This window comes from Algoriphagus lutimaris (assembly GCF_017051705.1).
GTDB lineage: Bacteria > Bacteroidota > Bacteroidia > Cytophagales > Cyclobacteriaceae > Algoriphagus > Algoriphagus lutimaris.
In genome coordinates, this window is sequence record NZ_JAFIDJ010000003.1 from 194749 (window position 1) to 218998 (window position 24250).

The 24250-nt window shown below is 37.9% G+C and carries 16 protein-coding genes; 9 read left to right on the forward strand and 7 right to left on the reverse strand.

What is annotated here, in order from left to right; translation table 11 throughout:
* Positions 1 to 511: 511 nt before the first annotated feature.
* The 5 genes from JYB62_RS18175 to JYB62_RS18195 are packed head-to-tail and all read left to right on the forward strand — an operon-like array spanning position 512 to position 10659.
* Positions 512 to 5464, forward strand: a complete 4953-nt coding sequence (locus JYB62_RS18175) for a translocation/assembly module TamB domain-containing protein (protein ID WP_205646823.1) — start codon at positions 512 to 514, stop codon at positions 5462 to 5464.
* The gene (gene tamL / locus JYB62_RS18180) at positions 5454 to 7739 is read left to right on the forward strand and encodes a translocation and assembly module lipoprotein TamL (protein ID WP_205646824.1); all 2286 of its coding nucleotides are present in this window, start codon (positions 5454 to 5456) and stop codon (positions 7737 to 7739) included. Before JYB62_RS18175 ends, tamL begins: the two co-directional genes overlap by 11 nt.
* Before the next feature lie 59 nt (positions 7740 to 7798).
* Positions 7799 to 9685, forward strand: a complete 1887-nt coding sequence (locus JYB62_RS18185) for a DUF4153 domain-containing protein (RefSeq protein WP_205646825.1) — start codon at positions 7799 to 7801, stop codon at positions 9683 to 9685.
* A 5-nt stretch (positions 9686 to 9690) separates the two neighbouring features.
* Positions 9691 to 10074 carry a VOC family protein gene (locus JYB62_RS18190; protein ID WP_205646826.1) on the forward strand — a complete coding sequence of 128 codons (384 nt, stop codon included), beginning with the start codon at positions 9691 to 9693 and terminating at the stop codon, positions 10072 to 10074.
* Positions 10075 to 10092: 18 nt separating this feature from the next.
* Positions 10093 to 10659 carry a DinB family protein gene (locus JYB62_RS18195; RefSeq protein WP_205646827.1) on the forward strand — a complete coding sequence of 189 codons (567 nt, stop codon included), beginning with the start codon at positions 10093 to 10095 and terminating at the stop codon, positions 10657 to 10659.
* Between the two features lie 135 nt (positions 10660 to 10794).
* On the opposite strand, the gene JYB62_RS18200 is transcribed toward JYB62_RS18195, so the two are convergent.
* Entirely contained in the window at positions 10795 to 12432 is a 1638-nt protein-coding gene (locus JYB62_RS18200) for a M28 family metallopeptidase (RefSeq protein WP_205646828.1), read from the reverse strand.
* A gap of 121 nt (positions 12433 to 12553) precedes the next feature.
* On the opposite strand from JYB62_RS18200, the gene JYB62_RS18205 reads away from it, so the two are divergent.
* Positions 12554 to 13024 carry a hypothetical protein gene (locus JYB62_RS18205; RefSeq protein WP_205646829.1) on the forward strand — a complete coding sequence of 157 codons (471 nt, stop codon included), beginning with the start codon at positions 12554 to 12556 and terminating at the stop codon, positions 13022 to 13024.
* A 3-nt stretch (positions 13025 to 13027) separates the two neighbouring features.
* Here the strand turns inward: JYB62_RS18205 and JYB62_RS18210 are convergent, their stop codons facing one another.
* Positions 13028 to 13588: an aspartyl/asparaginyl beta-hydroxylase domain-containing protein gene (locus JYB62_RS18210; protein WP_205646830.1), complete on the reverse strand. Its 561-nt coding sequence runs from the start codon at positions 13586 to 13588 to the stop codon at positions 13028 to 13030.
* Between the two features lie 84 nt (positions 13589 to 13672).
* On the opposite strand from JYB62_RS18210, the gene JYB62_RS18215 reads away from it, so the two are divergent.
* Entirely contained in the window at positions 13673 to 14767 is a 1095-nt protein-coding gene (locus JYB62_RS18215) for a Gfo/Idh/MocA family protein (RefSeq protein WP_205646831.1), read from the forward strand.
* A 1-nt stretch (position 14768) separates the two neighbouring features.
* Here the strand turns inward: JYB62_RS18215 and JYB62_RS18220 are convergent, their stop codons facing one another.
* The 5 genes from JYB62_RS18220 to JYB62_RS18240 form a co-directional block, all read right to left on the reverse strand.
* Positions 14769 to 15758 carry a cytochrome c family protein gene (locus JYB62_RS18220; protein WP_205646832.1) on the reverse strand — a complete coding sequence of 330 codons (990 nt, stop codon included), beginning with the start codon at positions 15756 to 15758 and terminating at the stop codon, positions 14769 to 14771.
* 144 nt (positions 15759 to 15902) lie between these two features.
* On the reverse strand, positions 15903 to 16886 hold the full coding sequence (locus JYB62_RS18225; protein ID WP_205646833.1) for a c-type cytochrome: 984 nt from the start codon (positions 16884 to 16886) through the stop codon (positions 15903 to 15905).
* Between the two features lie 272 nt (positions 16887 to 17158).
* Complete coding sequence (locus JYB62_RS18230) at positions 17159 to 18256, reverse strand: Gfo/Idh/MocA family protein (protein ID WP_205646834.1); 1098 nt, start codon at positions 18254 to 18256, stop codon at positions 17159 to 17161.
* Between the two features lie 129 nt (positions 18257 to 18385).
* Complete coding sequence (locus tag JYB62_RS18235) at positions 18386 to 21064, reverse strand: carboxypeptidase-like regulatory domain-containing protein (RefSeq protein WP_205646835.1); 2679 nt, start codon at positions 21062 to 21064, stop codon at positions 18386 to 18388.
* Between the two features lie 30 nt (positions 21065 to 21094).
* Positions 21095 to 21928 carry a GLPGLI family protein gene (locus JYB62_RS18240; RefSeq protein ID WP_205646836.1) on the reverse strand — a complete coding sequence of 278 codons (834 nt, stop codon included), beginning with the start codon at positions 21926 to 21928 and terminating at the stop codon, positions 21095 to 21097.
* A 112-nt stretch (positions 21929 to 22040) separates the two neighbouring features.
* Between JYB62_RS18240 and JYB62_RS20075 the strand changes: the two genes are divergently transcribed.
* Together JYB62_RS20075 and JYB62_RS18250 are read left to right on the forward strand one after the other, a co-directional pair.
* Positions 22041 to 23564, forward strand: coding sequence for a sensor histidine kinase (locus tag JYB62_RS20075; protein ID WP_205646837.1), 1524 nt, complete (start codon positions 22041 to 22043; stop codon positions 23562 to 23564).
* Positions 23561 to 24244, forward strand: a complete 684-nt coding sequence (locus JYB62_RS18250) for a response regulator transcription factor (RefSeq protein WP_205646838.1) — start codon at positions 23561 to 23563, stop codon at positions 24242 to 24244. The genes JYB62_RS20075 and JYB62_RS18250 overlap by 4 nt, the downstream gene beginning before the upstream one ends.
* Positions 24245 to 24250: the final 6 nt, after the last annotated feature.

The window sequence follows — 24250 nt, forward strand, 5'->3', positions numbered from 1 at the left end:
TAAATTTTGACAATCAAGCTAAAGAAGCAATGAATTTTTACAAGAGGACATTGAGTCCACACTCGCTTTTTTTCATGAAAATCAAGAAAGTATTGATAAAGCAGGAGATAGTCACATCCTTACCAATAAGTCCGGCGAAGGATTTATGGATAAGTTTATCTTTTTTAGGGATACTGATAATAGCTCCTTAGTAATTCGACAAAACATCGATTAAACGCGAATCATGTCCAATATAACCTGAATAGATGAAGGAAAAACATTTCCTATTTGTTGAAGGACTTTATTTCCCCCAGTTAATTTCTTGAGAATTACATGGTTATTCCTATGATTGTTTTAACTTTTATAAGGGAAAATGGACTTCCATCTATTATATCTGTAACATTCTGGCCTACTTCTTGGTCATTAAACTAGGATATTCAAATTTCGTCTTTGACCAATTCTTTAACCGGTAATTATTAAACGAATTCTAATAAAATTTTTAAAGGTCATTGGGTTTTCATTAGCAGGTCTAATGATTCTTTTACTAGCAGTGATCCTATTTATTCGGAGCCCTTGGGGTCAGGGGATTCTTGTGGATAAGGCAATCTCTTATCTTGAGGATAAAACAGGAGCCCAAGTAGGCATTGACCGATTATTTGTCACATTTTCAGGAAACATCTTTTTAGAAAACTTCTACATCTCAGATGTCAATGGAGACACTTTAGTCTACTCCAGAAATCTTGAAGCAGGGGTTGCATTTATTCCTTTGATTCAAACTGGGGCTATCCATGTCAGCAAATTTGAATGGGAAGGTCTCAAAGCTAGAATTAAAAGATCTGAGGATACTGGCGCATTCAACTTTGATTACATTCTCAATTCCTTTGCTTCTACCGAAGCAGATAGTAGCACTATAGCGGGTTCTGAATCAGACTCCACTTCCCTCAACATTACTTTATCTCCGATTAGCTTCCAGGATTTTGACATTATGTATCAAGATGAGGTTCTCGGTATTGAAACTTCCTTAGTACTTGGAGATTTAAAATTAAACATTCCAGAATTAGATCTAAATGCATTTTCATTTGGGATAGAAGACATTCAGCTTTCCAAAACACAAATCAAGTATAAACAAACCAAAGTCTTTCCTCCCTCAGAAGCTAGTTCAGAAGATTCAACCTTGCCCATAATAAAAATTAAAAATCTTGGTCTACATGAGATTTCACTTATTTATGATAATCAAGTGAACCAGCAATTTGCAGAATTGGAAATCGATGATTTTGGAATTTCGGCCCCTTTTATTGACTTGGTAAACCACCATATTTTGGTCGAGTCTATTCAGTTATCTGATTCAAAAGTACTCTTCCATGATTTTTCTCCAAGCACTGCTTCTTCAGATAAGCCGCAAGATTCTGCCCCATTTTCTTGGCCAGACTGGAGAGTGAAATTAAGCTCGTTGGTTCTGGAGAATAATACCATCGATTATAAAACCTCAGATAGTAAAATCACCAAAGGAGTCTTCAATCCTGAAGTCCTTCTACTTGAAGACTTAGGTTTAGAAATCTCCGATATTTTATTGGAAAATGAGAAAGTAAGCTTGAATGTGAAATCACTTTCTTTTCTGGAAGGGAGTGGTTTCCGAGTTAGGGATTTGATTCTGAATGGTTCCGTAGGAAATAATGGGGCTGAGATCAATCAATTCTTTGTTTCTACAAATAACAGTCAACTTAAATCTACAGGGAATTTTACTTATCGTTCCATCCAGCAGCTCATAGATTTTCCAGAAGAAGTACTAGTCAACCTTTCTGTTGATCAATTCTCTTTGGATGTAAGGGACAGCTACTTTTTTGTTCCCGATCTTGCTAAAGACACTTTAATTCAGGAATTGGCTAAAGCACCGTTTGTAGGAAATTTAGCTATCAACGGAGGTCTTTCAAATTTAGAAATTCCATCCTTCCAACTGAATTGGGGTGAAACCGATTTTTATACCAAGGGAACTGTGCGTTCACCACTCGAGCTAGACTCACTCTATGTAGATTTCCCTCAAATTGAATTGAGTACCAATAAGAATTCCCTTCAACTTTTTGTCAGTGAGTCCGACTTCGGCATTGCATTCCCAAATAAGATTGATATTACGGCTCATGCAAAAGGGTTTATGAACGAACTCATTGCCTCTTTGGATTTGCAAACTGATTTAGGACAAGTGCTTTTGGATGCTGCTTATAAGGATCAAGAGTTATTGGAATTTGATGTGAATCTCCAAGTTGAAAAACTCTTATTGGGAACCCTACTTCAAAACTCTGATTTGGACACCTTATCCATGGAAATCAATGCCAAGGGTCAGGGAAGTTCCATATATGATCTAACCGCCCAACTTGAATCCCATTTTGACCAATTAAACCTATATGGGTCGGACTATTCAGGCCTTCAACTCAATGGACAATTGGTGGAAGGAGATGGAGATATCAACTTAATCTTGGATTCTGAATACCTGGATTTTGATTTAATCAGTTCCATCCAGCTCGATTCCATAAACTCAAAAGTTAGATTGAATTTAGATTTAAAAGGAGCTGATTTTTATAAGTTAGGTTTCTCTTCCAAAGAATTCCGGGCGCGATTAAAAATAGAAGGAAATTTTGAAGGAAATCCTGATGAATTTCAAACAACAATCGCATTAAGTAATGGCTTGGTACTTTATGACAAAAAAACCTATCCTATCGGCTTCTTAAATTTAGAAAGCCTAGTAAAACCAGACTCCACCAGTCTGACCATAGAAAGTGATATCGTTAGAGGATTTGTCCAAACCAATACCAACCCTTCCTCCTTAGGGGTTGCGCTAGAAAATCATTTCTTGAATTATATAGCCGTCAAAGATAGTTCCAATACAGAACTGGACAGTGGGATAGTCATGAATATGGATCTTTCCATTTTTGAATCTCCCTTGTTGAACGAGGTACTGCTACAAGGACTGGAGCAGCTGGATTCCGGTCGGGTGCAATTAGCTTTTTTTCAAGATCTGGACTCTTTAGATGCCCTTGTAAGCTTCCCATATATTAATTTTTCAGGCACAGAAGTCGATAGTTTGGAATTCAATGTCCATTCCAATTTATCCAATTTAAACATGGAATTGGGCTTCCTCAATTTGATTGCAGGACCGTTAAATATGGATAAGACTTCATTAACTGGAGTAATGGAGGATTCAAGAATATACTTTGATTTCGCATCTTATAACGAAACCGAACAAGTATTTCACATTTCCTCCGACCTGGGACTCTTGGGAGATACCATTAGTTTTCATATAAACCCAGAGAATTTATTGTTGAAAAAAAACCTATGGGTAATTCCGGAAAACAACCAAGTCTTATACGCTAACAACAATCTTGATTTTCAAAATTTCAGCTTCTCTCAGAACGGACAAGAGCTTAGTATTAAAAAGAACATTGAGGGTTTTACGGATGAAAATATTGCAGTGCTTTTCCAAAACTTCAGACTATCCACATTTACCAGTTTACTAAATCCTGAAGAAATTCTTGTAGGTGGTAAAATGAATGGGCAGCTAGTTGTCGAAAACCCATTTGGAGCGATAGGATTAATGGGTAATTTAAAAATTGACAGCCTACAAGCAGTGGGGGTTTCCATAGGAAACTTATCCTTAGACGCAACTGCAGAAAGTTTAGGAAATTACAATTTAGCTTTGAAATTACGAGATGACGGTATTGATCTGGATGTCAATAGTCAATTTGTAGCGAATGAGTCTGGTGGAGAAATTGACTTAAAATTGGACTTGATAAAAGCTGAAATGAAAAAAATAGCTGCACTTTCTCACGATCAGATTTTAGATGCATCTGGCTATTTACAAGGCACAATCAGTGCCAGTGGTACCACCAGTAGTCCTAGTTATCAAGGTGAATTTCAATTCCACGAAACTTCCTTTGTGCCAGCCCAACTGAGCACCAAATACATACTTTCCGACGAGAAAATCCAAGCAGATAATGATGGAATATATCTAGACCAATTTACCGTCAAAGACACCGACGACAATACTTTTATAATTGATGGGACGGTGACTACCACTGACATCAGCAACCCTGGCTTTGATCTTCACTTAATAGCCAAAAACTTTATGGTGGTCAATTCCACAAATCAAGACAATGAGCTGCTATATGGAAGAGGTACCATCGATGCAGATGTGACCATCGAAGGAGATCTAAATTTACCTATCGTTCGAGCTAATTTAAACGTCAAGGAAAATACCAATTTGACCATGCTGATTCCAGAGTCTCAACTGGATCTGGTGGAGCGTGACGGAGTGGTGTTATTTGTAAACAAGGAAAATCCAGATGACATTCTTACTTCCCAAACAGAGCAATCCACCACTGCATTTTTAGGGTATGATATACAAGCTTCCCTTAAAACAGACCCTAAAGCAAAATTTACAGTAATCATAGATCCTAAAACCGGGGATAATTTATTGATATCAGGAAGTGCTAATTTGCGAATGGACATTACTCCAAATGGAAGAATCACACTCTCTGGAGATTATGAAATATCTAATGGACATTATGAAATGTCTTTATATAACCTGATCAGTAAAAAATTCCTAATCAACCCTGGAAGTAGAATAACTTGGAATGGGGATCCTATGGATGCTAATATGGACATTCGAGCCATTTATGAAGTTGATGCTTCCGCCTCAGCATTGATGTCTTCCCAGTTGACAGGCAGTAGCCAAAGTACCAAATCCCAGTACCAAAGAAGATTACCATTTTTAGTGTATTTAAATGTGGATGGGGAGTTATTGAGGCCTGAAATTTCATTTGCATTGGATATGCCTGAAAACGAACGGGGAGCATTTGGAGGAAATGTTTACTCCCAAGTACTTCAAATCAATGACCAGGAAGACGAATTAAACAAACAAGTTTTTTCACTCTTGGTATTGAATAGATTCTTCCCTTCCAGAGGAAGTGATGGTTCCAATGGAGGTGCAGAAACAATTGCTAGAAGTAGCGCAAGCCAAATACTATCCGATCAGATGAATGCATTATCCAGCAAGCTATTCGGGGATAGTGGTTTTCAATTGGGATTTGATGTGGACACTTATGAGGATTACCAATCAGGAAGTAGTCAAAACCGAACCGATCTTAATATCAATGCACAACAAACTCTCTTCAATGATAGACTGATCGTGGAAGTGGGTAGTCAAGTTGGACTGGAAGGAAGTTCACAAGAACCAGAGCAATCCAACGCTATTTTGGCGAATGTCAGTTTCGAATATATACTCACCGAAGATGGTAGATGGAGGATTAGAGTCTTTAGAAAGAATCAATATGAAAGTATTATTGATGGGCAGCTTGTAGTGACTGGAGGAGGATTAATTTTCAACCGGGAGTTCAATGAGTTTTATGAACTATGGAAAAAAGCCGAGAAAATGCCAGAGGAGTCAAAAACAATGGATTCTACCAATAAAGGAAAGGAGGAAAATGAAAAATAATAAAAGCATTTTCTTCTTTTTAGCCTTCCTGATCTCCATTACTGGTTGTCAAATAAAGAAACATATTCCCGAAGGGGAGCTACTTTATACGGGAGCCACTTTGGACCTAGAGGCTCCAGAAGTTCAAGACTTAAAGAAAATTGAATCTGAATTAAATGACTTGCTCAGACCAGAGCCTAATTCGAAGTTTCTCGGAATGTATTTTGGCCTCTGGGCCCACTACAAAGGAGAAAAAGAAAAACCTGGATTCATCAATCGCTTTCTCAATAAAAAATTTGGTCAAGAGCCCATTTATTTTAGCCAGGTAAATACGGAGCGCACGGAAGAGTTGATTTTGAATAGATTGGAAAACAGAGGCTTTTTTTATGGACAGGCTAGCTCTGAAAGTATAAGAGGTGAAAAGTTTGCTGAAGTAAAATACACTGCTAAAGTAGGCCAACCTTATGTCTTGAAAGAACTCCAACTGGAAAGAGATTCACTGGAGATTGAACATGAAATTCAAAGTCTACTAGGAGAAACTTTACTTCAACCAGGCAACCGATTTGATTTAAACACCTTGAACTCCGAAAGGGAAAGGCTTGACCAAGGCCTAAAGCAAAAAGGGTATTACAATTTCAATAACGACTTCTTAATATTTGAAGCGGACACCAATATCTCCGACAGTGCCCGGCAGTTTAACCTTTACCTTCGGCTAAAAACCAACGTCCCAAAAAACAGCTTGGTAAAATATCAAATTGACCAGATTCAGGTATTCCCCAATTATTCCTTAGATGAAAATACCGACCAAGCAGACACCGTTCAACTTGACGGAAAAGAGTTTATTCAAAACGGTGTCGTTTTCAAACCAGAATTGTTAAACCAATACATTTTAATTGAGAACGGGGAATATTATAACCCCAATAAATCCAGACTTTCAAGCAACCGTCTAAGTTCAATAGGTAATTACCAATATGTCAATTTACGATACGATGAACTGATCAATGAAGATAGTTTAGGACATCTTGCTGCCAGTTTTTTACTCTCTCCCATGACTAAAAGATCTGTAAGGGCAGAATTATTGGGAGTATCCAAATCCAACAACTTTGCAGGTCCGGCACTCAACCTGGTATATAGAAACAGGAACTTATTTAAGGGAGGTGAAAATTTCAATATTTCTGCAAAAATCGGCTACGAATTTCAGATTGCCGGCGGAGACTTGACAGGATTGCACTCCCTTGAATTAGGACTGAGAGGAGATTTGATATTCCCAAGGGTAATCTTTTTTGTTCCAATAGAAGAGAAATTCAGTTATTCAGTTCCTAAAACCAAAATCAGTTTGGGTACAGATTATCTGAGCAGAGGTGGCTTATATACACTTAATTCCTTTTATACCAGCTATGGCTATTTCTGGAATGCCAACAGGTTTGCCTACCACGAGATTAACCCAATCAATATCAACATTACCAACCTCGCTAAATCATCTCCGGAGTTTGAAGAAATTCTGGATAAAAACCCATTTTTAAGACGGAGTTTCGAACAAAACTTCATCATTGGAATCAATTATATTTTCAATTACAATAAAATCAATGATCCTATCCGGAAGCATGGCTACTTCTTTGGTTTAGGTTTAGACTTCGCAGGAAACTTAGTCTATGGAATTGACAAATGGGTAGGAGAAGGCAATGGAAAGATCTTTGGTTTGGAATATGCCCAGTATGGTAAGGCTGACCTTGATTTTAGGTATCATTTTAATATAAATAAAAACCAAACCATCGCTTCAAGGCTTTTTGCTGGAGTGGGTGTACCCTTCAGAAATTCTTCGTCCTTGCCTTATGTAAAACAGTATTTCTCTGGTGGTCCAAACAGTATAAGAGCATTTAGAATCCGATCGATTGGACCTGGGAGTTATGCGCCTGAAGAAACTAACTTAAATTCCTACTTTGATCAATCAGGTGATATTCGACTAGAAGGTAATTTGGAATATCGATTCCCTATGGTGTCTCTCCTAAAAGGTGCTCTCTTTCTGGATGCAGGAAATATTTGGTTAATGAATGAAAATGAAGCCTTACCAGGAGGTAAATTCAGCTCTAGCTGGTGGAATGAAATTGCGGTAGGAACCGGGATAGGGTTTAGAATTGACATTCAATTCTTTGTGATACGATTTGATTTTGCTACGCCATTAAGAAAGCCATTTTTACCAGAAGGCCAGAGATGGGGAAACACCTTTGATATAGGCAGTAAAACTTGGAGAAGAGAAAACCTTATTTTCAATTTTGCCATAGGATATCCTTTCTAACCAATTAGACTTTCCCATAGAAAGGATTATCCGTAACTTACTTTTAAAACTTCCTCAGCATGAAATTTCCATCACTACAACAATTAAGTGAGGATGCAATCCGGAGTGCTAAGAGATTCCCGTTGAGCTTAGTCACGGCTTTTTTAGCTTCTACTTTACTGATCTATTTAATTGAAATAGACCGTTTCGACCAAGAAATACAGCTTATCAATCTCCTTCTGGTATTGATGCTGGGAATCCCTCTTTTCTTCTGTGTAGACATTTATGGTGAAAAACATCTATTCTCTCCAATAAAAAGAAAGATTAGCTGGATTGTAGTGATCATTTTGTTAGGCCTTGTCTATTTTTCATTTCCTTCTGAAAACACATTTACCAATACAAGAATCCCATATATACGCTACCTGGTTTATAATCTTACAGCCCATTTATTGGTGGCCTTTCTATCTTATTGGAATGATCAAAGCGATGAGTCTTTTTGGAAATACAATGAAAATATTTTCCTCCGCTTAGTTACTGGAATCTTTTATTCTTTGGTGATCCATACGGGTATCTCATTGGCTTTAGGAGCTGTATCTCTTCTTTTTTCCATCGAGATTGATCCTAAAAATTACTTTTACATTTTTATTCTATCCATTGGGATTTTTAATACTTGGTACTTTTTAGCAGGTGCACCCAAAGATTTTAAGGCCGGAGTTTCCCTGAGCAACTATCCAAAAGGATTAAAAATCTTCACCCAGTTTATACTGATCCCCCTACTGCTCGTTTACATGACCATTCTCTATCTCTATGGAGGAAAAATCATTTTCACATGGGACTGGCCAAAAGGAATCGTCAGCTATATGATCATTGCGATTTCAGTATTGGGGATATTTACCAATCTTCTATTATTCCCTATACAAGACCAGAAAGAAAGTAGCTGGATCAGGACATTCTACAAAGCATTTTATTTTTTGGTCATCCCTTTAATTATCATCTTATTCCTAGCCATCGGAATACGAGTGAAGGAATATGGATTGACGGTCAACCGGTATATTGTGCTACTTCTGGGGGTCTGGCTCACATTTATAGCAGGTTATTTTATAATTGGACCTGGAAAAATTAAGACCATCCCCATATCTCTTGCAATCTTTATGATTTTGGGTTCCTTCGGTCCTTGGGGCATGTTTAGTTTGAGTGAGTCCAACCAAATCAAAAGACTTGAGCAAATTTTGACCCAATCAGAAATTCTTCAAAATGGAAAAATCCAAAATGAAGTTTTTTGGGAAATTTCTGAGAAAGGAACGCTACGACCTATAGTCCAAAAAAACACAAATAGAATACCTCCAAAGGAACAAAATGATGTTAATTCCATCATTCAATACTTGGAAACCTATCATGGATTAAACTCTATTCTACCTTGGTTCGAGCAAGATTTAGCCACTCTTTTTCAGGAAGCTGATGACCCTCAAAAAAGAAATATCTCCTTAAACTATAGCAAATTCATAGTGGAATCCATGGGATTAACTTATGCCAATGAACTCCAAATTCAATTGAACGATAAATTACCTATTCATTTTACTTGGGAAATTCAATTTCAAGAGGTTAGACCGATTTCTGGATATGATTATGAACTGGCTTTTGATTTGAATTTGGAAACCGATCGGGATAAGACTTGGCCGATTCCCGAGATCGGGATAGCAAAAATTTGGTTAGACGAAGACCTTTCAACCTTTCATGTAGAAATTGGGAATGTAAAGAGTCAAGTGGATCTAATCGAATTTAAAAACGAAATTGAAAATTTATATGGGCAAGGTTATGTCCAAAATATAAGTCCGGCAGACATGAGTTTTGAAATCCCAAATAACTCTATGAGGATTCAAATAGTATTTCAAAGCGTATCAAAAAACCCGGAATCTGAGAAGGTGGTGGACCAGCTTCATGGCATCATACTTTTAGGTAAAAAATAATTTTTATGAAACTTGAGCACTTGGCAATTTGGGTTGAAAACCTGGAAAAGATGAAGGATTTCTATTGTAGATACTTTGCCATGACCGCAGGAGAAAAATACCATAACCCTTCTAAAAACTTCACGTCCTACTTTTTATCATTTGAATCAGGGGCAAGAATTGAACTGATGCACAAACAGGAAGTATTTACTCCAGAACAACGAAATCATTCCTTTGGGTATACTCATATTGCCCTTTCAACAGGAAGTAAAGAAAAGGTTCTTAGTTTAACAGAAAAGTTGAGAAATGATGGTTTTGAAATCGTCGGCGAACCCAGTACCACCGGCGACGGCTATTTTGAAAGTGTCATTTTAGATCCGGAAGGAAATCATATTGAACTCACTATCTAACACTTAATTATATCCACTATGAAACGAATACAAATTCTTACCCTCACATTTTTCACGCTGTTTTTCCTCCCAGCTGTTTCCAATGCTCAAGTGATCGAACCTCCAAAAGGATATTCCCATGACATTGGAAATATGGTCGCCATGTTAGACGACATCAAAGGGAGAATTTATAGGATCACTAGTTCCATGAATCAGGAACAGGTAGATTTTCTTTTGGATGATAAAGCCAATAGAATCGGAGCCATGATTTTGCACTTGGCAGCAACCGAAGCATTCTATCAGGTTTATACATTTGAAAATAGAGAGTTTAATGAATCCGAAGAGGCCAAATGGATGAAAGGGTTAATGCTTGGAGAGGATGCCCGGGAAGAGTATAAAGGAAAGCCAATTTCATATTATTTCGAAATTTGGGATGAAGTAAGGGAACAAACCAAAGCTTTGCTGAAGGAAAAAGACGATAAATGGTTTACTTCAAAGGCAGCAGGAACTGAGATGAATAATTACTGGGCTTGGTTCCACGTAATGGAGCATCAATCAAACCATATGGGGCAAATTGCCTTACTAAGGTCCAGACTTCCTCAATAAAAAATGCGTAATACAAGACCATTAAACAGCAAGAGCTCCCAAATTGCCTTTGAGAGCTCTTGCTGTTTGTTACTACTGCGGTCAGATTATATATAGGCAGCTTGGACTTAAACTTCGTTTTGAGCGGTACTTATCTTATTTCATATAGGACTCACGGATTGCCCGGAACTCTGAATTTGGCTTCCACTTGGGCCAATTATCTGAGTTGGCCAGGCTTCTTCCTACCTCATAAAGTACCTGAACATCATCCACCGCTCCATCTAGATTCCATCTGCTGGGATCGTATTCATCAGAAGGCTTGTGGTAATAATTTTGAACGTACAAATCTTCCAATTCCTTCCCGTATTCCTTTCCTTTTTCTACATGGTCAATACCATTACTGAAATAAAGCGCGGGAACACCGATTTTAGCAAAATTGAAATGATCTGACCTGAAATAATATCCTGCAGATGGAGTGGGATCTGGAGCGGAATACCTTCCAACTTTCTCCAGTTCCACATTCAGCAAATCTTCCATCTCGGATTGTCCTATGCCAATCAGAGAAACATCTTTCATTTTACCATAAGGATTGATTCCATCCATATTGATATTGGCTACAGTATGCTCTTTCGGGTAAATAGGATTTTGGGCATAGTATGCAGAGCCCCATAGTCCTTGTTCTTCGGCAGTTACGGCCAAAAACAAAACTGTACGCTCAGGTTGCGGGTCCGTTTTAAAAGCTTTTGCCAATGCCAACAATGCTGCAGTTCCCGATGCATTATCCAAAGCACCATTGTAGATACTATCGCCCGTTTCATCAGGTGCTCCATAACCAAAATGATCCCAATGAGCAGTATATATGATCACATCTTCTGGTTTGGTGGAACCAGTAACTTTGGCTACAACATTTTTAGAGACATCATATTTAGCAATTACCTGCATAGAAGAGCTTGCTTTAAGATTCATCGGTATAGCCTGGAAATCCGACTTTCTCGCATCAGCCAAAAGCTTCCTCCCATCTAAGCCTGCCATTTCAAAAAGTTTATTCGCTGTTGGTAAGGTCACCCATCCTTCAAATGCTGTTTTGAAGGAATCATTCCCCCTGTCGTCTAAATACAATAAGGAAGCATCCCATTTATTTTGGATGACATTAAAGCCGTATCCTGCAGGGATGGTATTGTGAACAATCAAACAACCTAAAGCTCCCTGCCGGATTGCTTCTTCATATTTGTAGGTCCATCGACCGTAATAGGTCATGGTATTGCCCTTAAAAAAGCTTTCATCATCTGTTCCAAAACCAGGGTCATTCACGAGAACAACCACAATTTTATCTTTGACATCTATATTTTTATAATCATCCCAACCATACTCTGGAGCGATAATTCCAAAGCCGGCAAATACCATTTCGGCATCTTGGAAACTGACTTCAGGATCTGTTCTCTGAGACCATAGAACATAATCTTTTAGCCCTTCTAACAGGATGGTCTGGCTAGATGAACTTACCGTCATTTGGTCTGCGGGAAGGGTTTGAATGGATACCAAAGGAACATCCTGAAAATAGGAATCTCCATTTCCTGGTTCCAAGCCCATCGCCTTAAATTCTTTTTCCAAATAATTGACAGTAACCCTCTCTCCCTCCGTAAAGGGCATTCTACCCATAAATTCATCGGAAGCAAGTTTGGCTAACTGGGGTTCCAAATCAGAAACTTCAAACTTGTAAGTATCTCTCTCTTTTGTCTGACAACTTCCTAAGATTCCAAGAAAAAGAAGTAAGAAAAGCAGTTTTGAATGCATATTTATTAAGGTTGGATGATTCTAAATTTACCCAATTTGTGAATAAGAAATACCCTTTAGACTGAGATAGTTTTTTACAATAAAATATTCTGATAAATTAGTCCAGAAACCATTTTTATTTATGAACACGCCCTATTTCGAATCCATTAAATCCTTCCTAAACGAAATTGGCATTCCATTAAAACAAAAAAATCTAAATGACGATTGCTTTCTACCAGGATTAAAAATCGACAGAGGAACTCTTTATTATGATCCGGAAAAATTAAAATACCCAGGAGACATCCTACATGAAGCAGGACATATTGCCCTAATGACGACGGAAGAAAAGAAGACAATCGTAGGAAGTGTAAGCGAATTCCGAGAACCGGGCAATGAGGATGAAATGGGTGTTTTATGTTGGACTTTTGCAGCCCTGACTCACTTGGGAATCCCACCTGAAATTGTGTTCCATCCAGATGGGTACAAAGGAGATTCCCAAACCTTAATCATGGGGTTTCAAAATGGTCAATACATTGGATTACCCTTGTTGGTTTGGATGGGACTATGTGATTATGAAGGTTTTCCAACTATGAAAAAATGGGTTCGAGAATGAGGATTATTGGATCAGCAAACGATTCAACCAATCATTAATTTTTAAGTCCATTACCAAGTGAATTCGGTCCGATTCCCCTTGATTTTTGACTTGATGTGGATCTGATAGCCTCAAATACCAGCACTCTCCTTCCTTCATCTTCACGGCAAGGTCATTTACCAAAAATTTAACTTTTTCATTGGTAAATATTGGAATATGTACTCGGATTTCCTGATCATCCAAATCATAATCCTGATGCCTTTTTATCTCAGATCCCGCAGCCAATTTCATCAAACGAATGGAGCTTTTCTCACATTTAAACTCTTCTAAAATTGATGCGATATAAGGACAATGAGCTAAATAAGGAGTAGGAATAAATTTAAAATCTCCTGGAATGGCTGAGGCCATAAGAATAGGGTGAGTTCGTCCCTCCTGAGCAGTCAATGGGATCACCGACCAGTCCCCTTCGTAATTAGAAGTTACAAAATGTCCAATCCATTCTATATGGTTTAGCGCCTTTACCTCTTGTTGTAATTTTTGCACATCAAATTGAAAGGGCAACTTGATCCTATCTTTTTGAAACATCCTTTATTTGAATTCCTCTAAAAAAAATAATTTGTAATTAACATTAGTTATGGTCAATTTCCAATTGAATAAACTCTTGATCTCATGTTACGCTATTTATTTTTCTTGATGGTCCTATTCCAGACCTTTCCATCTTTTTCTCAAAACAAATTAAAAATTGGAGTTGCAGGGCTGACGCATGGACATGTAGGTTGGATTTTAGATGCCAACAAAAGAGCGGACATTGAAATTGTTGGAATTGCCGAGCCGAACCAAGAATTGGCAGAGAGACTAACTTCCCAATACGGTATTTCCATGGATTTGGTATTTGATGATTTGGAGGAGATGTTGATTACTACCCAACCTGAAGCAGTTACCGCCTTTGGAAATATTTTTGATCATTTGTCCGTGGTAGAGGCTTCTGCTCCCAAAGGAATTCACGTGATGGTGGAGAAACCATTGGCGGTGAATTTAGACCACGCAAAAAAAATGGCAGAATTAGCCCAAAAACATGGAATCCATCTTCTTACCAACTATGAAACCACATGGTACCCCTCCGTAGAAAAAGCCCAGCAGTTATTGGAAGAAGGAAAAGTAGGAGAAATGAGAAAACTAATTGTCAGAGATGGACATCGGGGGCCAAAGAAAATTGGGGTTAATCCTGAGTTTTTGGAATGGTTGACCGATCCAAAATTAAATGGAGGAGGAGCGATTATTGACTTTGGTTGTTATGGTGCAAACCTTTCTACTTGGCTACAGGGTGGAAAAAGGCCAATTTCCGTCACTGCTGTCACCCAGCAATTACAATCTGAAAACAACCCCAAAGTAGATGACGATGCCACAATCATCTTAACCTATGAGGATTCCCAAACCATACTGGAACCTTCCTGGAATTGGCCAATTGGAAGAAAAGACATGGAAATCTACGGTCTCACCGGAGCTATTTTCGCTGACAACGGACGAACATTAAGAATTCGAATGGCAGAAGGCTACGATGGCTTTGATGAAGAAACACTTTCTTTTGAATCTAGAGAAGCTCCTTTTGATGATCCTTTTTCATACCTAATTGCAGTAATTAGAAATGAAATCGAAGTAAAGCCTTATGATTTAAGCTCTTTGGAAAACAATTTGATAGTAGTCGAAATCCTGGACGCAGCAGTCAAAAGTTCAAAAACCCATCAAACTGTTTTCCTCCAATAAATTAGCTTCCTTCAATTTCTTCTCCAGGCTGATATACTGTTTTTTCAATCTTATTTGCGATAGGTTTAATGGATTTTAAATAACGGTATATCGCACGAATATCCACTTCATCCATTCTGGCAAAACTCCCCCAAGGCATAGGAGACGTTTCATACACCCTCCCCTGTCTAAATCTATTAACAAATGTATCTTCATCCCAATTGGCAATCATGCCTGTCTGTTTTTCGGGAGTTAAATTAGGCGTTACATATCGGGTATTATTTACATTATTCCCACCAAATCTTACTCCTCCGGAAAGGGGACCAAATCTATATTTCTTTTCCCCATATTCAACGGTTGCCATAGAGTGACATCCCACACAATTGGCAACATTATTCACCAAATAATTTCCATATTCTACAGATGCCTCTCGCTTGATAGAAGGCAGGGTAGTACCATGGATAATTCTAGGACGTATCTTTCCAGTACTTATTTTCCATTTACCGCTCCAATTGTAAACTGGCTTTGGTATTGGGTTTTTTACTGGCTTTTGAGATCTCAAAAAAGAAATTACTGCAATAACATCTTCATCTGTCATCAATTTGAATGGCATAAAATTCGGTAGAATTCTACCATCATGCCCAACAGCCTCACGCATTGCTCTGGCAATCTCCCCATCCGTAAAACCTCCAATACCTGTCTCTACATCTGGAGTAAGATTATAAGAAACTACCACTCCATAATTCAAATTAAAAACCTCCCCACCACGCAAAGGAACCAATTCTCCTGCTTCCATCGATTCATAATCATCTAAGCTAATGTGACATGAGGCACAATGCGCTGGACCATACACCAGGTACCTTCCTCGTTCGATTACAGCTGAATCCAAACTATGAGTGATTTCCGGGTAGGGTAAATCATACTTTCTATCCCATCTAGATTCTACAAAAACAAACAAGGAAACTATTCCTATTATCACAATTCCCGATAATACAATAATCAATTTTTTCATGAGGTCTTGGGTTTAAAACGTTATTGAAATCATTGTGGCAAGACTCATCCCTTCACCTCATTTCTATAAGGATCCAAAAACGAAAATTAACATGTTCAATTAAAAATAGGTTGGTCTACTTTTTAAAAATCAGATTCCATTTTATCAATTGGAACCGGCAGCTTGAAGCATATACTCTGTCTTTTCAATTTTATTGGATACGGGATCTAAGGACATTAAATACCGGTACAATGCTCTTAAATCTACCTCATCCATTCTCGAAAAACTTCCCCAAGGCATTGGAGAATGTTCATAAATTCTTCCTGTTTTGAACCTTTCCACAAAAGTGTCTTCGGTCCAATTTGCAATGTATCCTGTTTCAGGGTCTGGAGTAAGATTTGGAGTTATAAAGCTTGCTCCAGGAGACTCTTCAAACAAGAGTCCTCCACTGAATTTTGGACCAATAAATTCCCCACTCATCAAGTCTCTAGGAGAATGACACCCCACACAGTTTGCGACTGAATTCGCTAAATACTTTCCATAAACTTCAGATGCTTCTACTTTCACTCTTTTTGGAGGAGTTCCCTCGGGACCTTCCGGTTTAATTAACCCTAAGGCTAAGATGGCCTTCCCCATAAAATTATATTCAGTGGGTGGAATATAATTATTCACTGGCTGTTGGGATCTCAAATAAGAAATTACAGCATTGACATCCTCATCAGACATATTTTGAAATGGCATTAATGGAAAAATTGGTCTACCATCATGCCCTATGGAATATCTCATCACCCTTGCAACTTCTTGATCTGTTAAGTTCCCTATTCCTGTTTCCTTGTCAGGGGTCAAGTTCCTAGATCTTAAAACCCCTGGTTCAAATACGAACTCAGCTCCTCCTATTAACTCTAGATCCATCCCCAAATCCACTTGAGAAGACCTTTCTGGTGTATTATGGCAACCCGCACAATGAGCAGGGCCAAAAACTAAATATTTACCTCTAGCTATCATGGCAGAATCAGTACTTGCCCTGGCTTCAGGATAAGGGGCTTCATATTTTTTATCCCAAGTCAGATACACAAAACTCACAAAAGCTAAAATTACCAGACCTAAAATCCCGATCACCCATCCTAAAAACTTAACTAATTTATTCATACGAGTATAAAATTGATGGCTACTATTTTTTTCACTCTGCTCTCAAGAGGCCCAAATCCAAAAAATCTTACAGCCCTATCGAGTAACTAAAAACTGAATCTTGAAAAACACTTTTAAATACTTGAAATTCATTTTTCAGCGTTTATAAGTTAAATATAATTTTTAGATAAAACATTGCACTATTTTTAGTTATTCGAAAAAAAATTACAAGACAACAAAAAAAGCGGCCTTATTTAAAGAAACCGCTTTTAAAATACATGAAAGAAATATTCCTAAATAAAGACAGGCATTCCGGTATCTGCTGATTTTAGAATTGCCTGAACAATCTTAATGTCCCTAAGTCCCTCCTCTCCAGGAACTAACACCGGAACATCATCCATTATACATTGAGCATCATGGTCCATTTGTAAAACTTGTTGATTAGGAACTCTATATGGAAAATTTATCTCTCCGAGCGGACTATTACCTTTAATCCCACTATAACTTGAAAAAGGCTCCATTTCAATTGATCCATTTTCACATTGAATAGTTAAAAAATTGGTCTGCTTATAAAATGAGGTTTTTATTCGCGCCTTAACTTGATTAGGAAACTCCAATTCTGCCTCCACAATTTCCCCTAAACCATTTTTGTAAATCTCTGGTCTTTCTGCCCAAATTTTTGCAGAGGTCACTGCGATTGGCTCCATCCCAGTTCCTAGCCGGGCACCTTGAATAGAATACACGCCCATATCATAAATCACTCCACCTCCCATTTCCCGTTTTTGTTTCCAATGATTGGTTCTATCCTCTCTATAACCTGCGGCACAGTCCACGTGCATCACTTTACCTAGCTGCTTCTCTTCCACAATTTTTTGAAAAGCAATTGTATTTGGCTCATGTTGACATCGATATCCTATTGAAAGTTTCACCTTATTTTCATTGCAAGCATCAATCATGGCCTGGCATTCTTCGGCAGTAACAGCCATCGGTTTTTCGCACCATACATGCTTACCTGCTTTGGCAGCTCGAATCACATATTCTTTATGCATAGAAGGGGGTAAAACCACATAAACCACATCGATATCAGGATTATCAGCAATGGAATCAAAATTTTCATAGTTATAAACATTGGATGCAGGAATATTATATTTCCCTCTCCAAACGGGAATTTTAGAATGGGTACCAGTCACTATTCCCGCTAAATAGCAATTCTTCGTTTTTTGTAATGCAGGGGCCAGTAAATCTGAGCTGTAATATCCCAGACCAACAAGTGCCACTCCAAGTGGTTCAGCTTTTGCGCTTCCCGCGAATAATGAATTTGGAGAAACTAAACTTGCCCCAGTTACAATAGACAAACCTTTGATCGCATCTCTTCTCGAAATAATGTTCATAAAAATAGATTAGGGTTGGAGGTAAAATTTTGTTTTTCATTAAGTTAAGAGAAAAACTAACTCCACAAAAATTCCGAGAATTGAATTAATCAAAGAAAAGAGATTGGAAATTACTCCAATCTCTCCTTTTTAAATATCCCACTTGACCGTAATGAGACCATATCTTGGTTGTACTAAATAGGAATAAGTACTGATTAAGTTATCTGTAAAGCTATCTCTTCGAATAGACCTGGTATCCAAAATATTCCAAACAGTCAATCTAAATTCCCACGGACTGGATTTAGCTTGATAGCTGATAAACGCATTCAAAAAATCAAATTCACTTCTTGTTCCTGCTCCTTTATTTTTGTAAGTATTCAAAGCATAATCAGTGTTTAATTTCAATCCTTTCCATATATCCCAATCCAATTCAATTTTTGGAGTATGGGTATTAAAGGTGTTTTGGGTACTTTGCCCTTTGTATTGATTAGTAGAGAAAGTATAACTTAAATCCACTTCCACTTTTTTAAAGAAAGTCGTAGTTGCCTTTCCTTCATAGGTTTGGGAAAACTGTCTATTTTGATTGACTACATCGTTGATCAAATTATTAGTTGTAAATGCATTCCATCTTCCTCCACCGCTAATTTTGAAAGTATTGAACTTCTTATCCAGATTAATATTCCCATTCACTGTTTCATTCACTGGATCAATATTCAGCACGGTAAGAAATCTATTGATCCCTCTAAAATCAGTGGTAGTCACCATATCATTCCTTTTTCTCTGCCAGTTTAAGGAACCATAAACATTCATTGAAGAGAAATAATCATAATGATTATAGTTTAAGGAATGATTAGAATAAAACCCATTGTCAAGCATTCTATTTCCAGTAAAAATTGAATTATAGTCCTGAATGATATAGCCTTCTGCCAATTGCTGTACATCCATAAAATTGGCTGTTGCCTGGTACCTATAAGTCAAAGATTTATTGGACTTGATTTCCCACTTGGCATACATTCCAGGTAAGAATAGAATCTTATCCTGCTCTGACTGGTCCTCAAATTGTCTGTCCTGCCAAGCATATCGATGGGTAAATAAAGATGGACTTATAATAAAATCTTTCCATTTGGTTTTATAAGTCAAACCTAAATAAAGATCCTGAATCCCAAATCGATTATCATTTTCAAATTCGGAGTAACTATCTCCCGTAGCAACTTGACTTAAGCTGGAAATCATATCCTGCCTGGTATCTGAATAGCCTAAGCTCAAATTCACATGATTTGTCGCATTTAAAATTTGGTAATAGTTAAAAGCTCCTTCCATGGTTCTTGAATGAACTTCCAGCTGTTGCAAAAAGCGGTATTTTTCTTGATCCATGATGGGGAGTAGATTGACAAACGGCTTTTGATTGGTAGTCAAATCATACAAAGGGTCTTGGTATTTCTTTTCCCAATTTACTTCCATAGAAAAAACGCGTTTCTCAGATGGAGCATGATACCACTCTCCTTTCTGTTGAATACTATAAGGCCTTCGAGTTTGAATATTATCTAGTTGTTGCCTGAAGGTTCCAAAATCCGAATCCATGATATTTCTATTCTGGATATCCGACGATTTTCCAAAAATCGAATACTTTACATACGTCTCTTCTCTGGGAGTATAAGTTGCTGCATATTTCATTAACCCAGAGGCATTTTCCACAGTACTCGCGGAGGTCAAAATCTCCTGATTATTTTCATCATCCCGTAAATAGGTCCTCTGAGAATTACTTCCCAATTTGTTTTTAGAGCCCGAACCAATAATAAATCCGGAATGCCTCCATCTAGGACTAGGATGAAAGTTGAAATTAAATGCTCCCAACGCAGTCTCTAAAGAGGCCGCATTATTTCGTTGAGCCATGGGTATACCCATATCATCACCGCTTAAGGAAATTGAAGATCCTGTCCTTCCTCCAAGTCCTGCCATTCCGCCACTAAATCGAAAATAATCCTGAAGCGTAAAAGGCAACTCTCCTACATTATTACCATCAGCTATTAAGTTCAAGTTTAACTTGGGAGAGTAGTAAAAAGCGTTGGCATGCCCCAAATATCTTTCTTTAGGACCAGCTCCTCCTGTCAAATCTCCAAATACCATCTGCTTTTTACCATCCTTCAATTGGATGTTTAAAGCCAGGGATTCGTCTGTATCCAATCCCCTGACAGGAGCCACTTCATTAAAATTCTTCAAGACCTGAACCCGATCTACTGCATTTGCAGGAAGATTTTTGGAGGCCAATTTTGTATCCCCATCAAAAAAGTTTTTCCCATCTACCATGACTTTATCTACTTTCTTCCCCTGAACTTTCACCCCTCCATCCTCATCTATTTCAAAACCGGGAAGTTTTTCCAGGACATCTTTTAACTTACGCTCTGTTCCGGTTGTAAAGGCATCTGTCTTATAGGTCAGTGTATCTCCCTGCATGGTAACAGGAAGTTCAGTAACGACTTCCACCTGTTCCAACATGGTTTCGTCAGTGGATAAAATCACTTGTATAGACTCGTCTGGAGACCAATCTGAAATGGTACGTTCAAATTTCTTATACCCAACAAATGAAATTCTGAGTAAATACTCAGATCCCGGAGCTAAGGCCAGTTTAAATCGTCCATCCCCATTGGTGATAGCAAATGCTCCAATCTTTTGAGTAGTCTGATTTACCGCTACTACATTTGTGTAACCGATCGGCTGATTTAATGTATCCAGCACCTGTCCCACCAGATTTTTTGTTTGGGAGTAAGAAGAAGTAGAAAGGAACGTCAAAAGGAAGAATCCTACAAAAATCCTAAAAATCAATTTCATGTTGGTTTAGTTTTCTTGAAACAAATGGTTTCAATTACCGATTTTAATGGTCATTTGATGTTCTCCTCCTGGCTTTCCTTGGTATTTTTTCATCATATCCTGCATCTTCTCATCTGAAAGGGTCCTATATTCGTCAGCAGTCATTTCTTTTCCCTTTTTAGGAACAATGAGCTCGAACTTTTCCTCTGGGTTCAACACAATCTTTTCACAGATCAGGGTAGTACCATTGTTTTGTAACTCGAGAATCAATCCGGGAAGTCCCCAGTATTCAGAAGGTCCATGACTAACAGGAATTTGATCGGTATACCATGCGACCACTTGTACGGTATCCTTGAATTCTTCCATTTCTTCCATCCCTGTAGAGAATCTTTTGCTGTCTACAATTTTGGTATAGGTCGCTTTTTGGCAGGTATAATTACCAATGGTCTTGGTCTCTCCAGTAAGTTCCCAGTCAAATACTTTCAGGTCATCTTTGACCAAAAACTCTTTCCCCATCAAATCCTTCTCTTCCAGGTATTTCTGTTCTGCCAAGTTTTTATACAAGACTAAATCGCTTCCACCGGTGTTAATAACAATAGTAGCACCTCCTGAGGAAGCGGTAACTGGCCCGGCTCCTAGGCTTTCTGCTTGTTTCCAATTAGACTCACCTTGATTAAAAGTAAGCAGATATTCTTTTTCCAGTTGTTTCTTCAACTGCCTTTGAATATCAGCCATGGCCTCTGGAGCCATTTTCGAACTATCCATTGAAAATTTGATACTTGAAGAGGATTTGTAGTGGGCAATCCCAGTTAATCCTTGAGCTTTGGTAGTACTTACCAAGCCCATAAAAACAATAAATCCGAGGAGTAAAATTTTGGTTTTCATATGTATTTTCTTTGATGCAAACCAATAAAAACAGCCTAAATAACTAAGTTAAGCAGTGTTAACGTGTGTTAACATTCGGTTTTTTCAATTCATTAGCTACTAATTTAGCATTGTGAAAAAGCTACAATTCAAGCGGATAGGTATTTTAATAGGCTTTACACTGTTGGTCTCCATCGGTGTACAGATTTATAGAAATATCTCTCAATTCAAACAAATAGAAACTCAACTGACCAAGGATATTCAGGTCAGTTTAGACAATGCACTAGAAGCATATTTTGCAGATTTGGCCAAAACAGATGTGGTCACTTTGACAGATGGAAAGCCCCTTCAACTCGATTTCACAGTATCTGATTCCCTAAAAACAGACAGTTTGGAGAGCAGTTTTTTTCATCGCGTAGGAAAAAGTAAAATGGTTTATAAATCCTTTGAAACTTTAGAAGGCATAGACTCCAATTCTTCCTCCTGGTCTTTTTCTGATTCCTCTAAATCCATTCATTTATACAATAATTTAAAGTTTGATTCAGCTACTAACCTGGCAGTAGATGAACAGCACCAGATCAATATTTTTCGAGGATTAGAGTCTGCAGACAGTATTCATCGGCTCAAGGCATTGACTCACACCATCATCATTTCTATAACCAGGGATTCTTTGGATTTCGGAAAAATCAACGAGCTTTTCCAATCTGATTTAGATCGAAAAGGAATCAGTATCAATTATGGTTTACTTCAATTTGCCAAAGACACCATTTCCGGCTCCTATAATTATCCGGCACTGTTGGACATGCCTTTCAAAACCGTTACCAAATCCACCTTTTTGCCAAGAGGTCAATACCTGGAATTGTATTTTGAGAATACAGCCCTCAATATTCTAAAAAGAGGTGTCTTTGAACTCCTTACCTCCCTCTTGTTTTTAGGTATCATTTCATACGCTTTTTATTATCTCTATCACACCATCAAAAACCAAAAAGAAGTGGCGGAGATCAAACAGGACTTGATTTCCAATATTACCCACGAATTCAAAACCCCTATTGCTACTACCCTTTCAGCAATTGAAGGAATAGAGCAATTCAATCCTACCAACGATCCAGAAAAGAATAAACGCTATCTGGGTATTTCAAAAGTTCAATTGCACAAATTGAATTTGATGGTAGAAAAACTATTGGAAACAGCTACCCTGGATTCTGAACAATTGATTTTAAGAATGGAAGAAATCGATCCCGAACCCATTCTCCGTTCTCTCCTGCAGAAATACCAGACTTTGGCTCCTGAAAAGGAAATAGAACTCCAGCTTCCTGCTCACATTAAACCTATTTTAGTAGACACCTTTCATTTTGAGAATGTCTTGTCTAACCTACTGGATAATGCTATCAAGTACGGGGGAGATCATATTAAAATCAGTTTAGATCAAAGCAACCAAACCAAAATTAAAATTTGGGACAGCGGTGGGAAAATAGCTTCAGGTCAAAAAGAAAGAATCTTTGAGCAATTTTACAGGATTCCTCAAGGCAATGTTCATGACGTGAAGGGCTTTGGAATTGGCCTCTATTATGTCAAAAAGATTATCGAAAAACATGGAGGAGTCATCGAACTGGACACCGCTCCAAAAAGCACTTCATTTACAACCATTTGGCCATGAATACCAAAACAAAAGTACTATTAGCTGAAGATGAAATCTCCCTGGGAATGATTATTCAGGAAAGTCTGGAAAGTAGAGATTTTGAAGTAGTTCTTTGTTCCAACGGAGAGATCGCATGGGAAAAATACAAAGCCACCAAACCTGAAATCTTGGTTTTGGATGTGATGATGCCCAAGAAGGATGGGTTTACTCTTGCAGAGGAAATCCGAAAAATTGATCCATTCACTCCCATCATATTTTTGACCTCGAAAGGTCAAACAGAAGATGTGGTCAAAGGATTTGGACAAGGAGGCAATGACTACATTAGAAAGCCTTTCAGTATGGAGGAGTTGATCGTAAGAATCAAAGCCCAATTGAATCGAAAACAGTTAAAAACCCAACAAAGTGACTGGTTGGAATTGGGAAAATTTGAATTTCATCCAACCCGGCAATTGTTGAAATTTGGAACCACTGAATCTCCACTTACCGCAAGAGAATCCCAATTACTACAAATCCTATTGGAAAACTGTAATGACATTACTGACAGAAGTTTAATCTTGAATCAAATCTGGGGAGCAGATGACTTTTTCAATGCTAGAAGTATGGATGTTTTTATCACAAAACTTCGAAAAAAACTTCAAGATGATCCCGAAATTCAAATCTTAAATATCAGAGGGTATGGCTACAAGTTAGTTTGCTAAATCTGA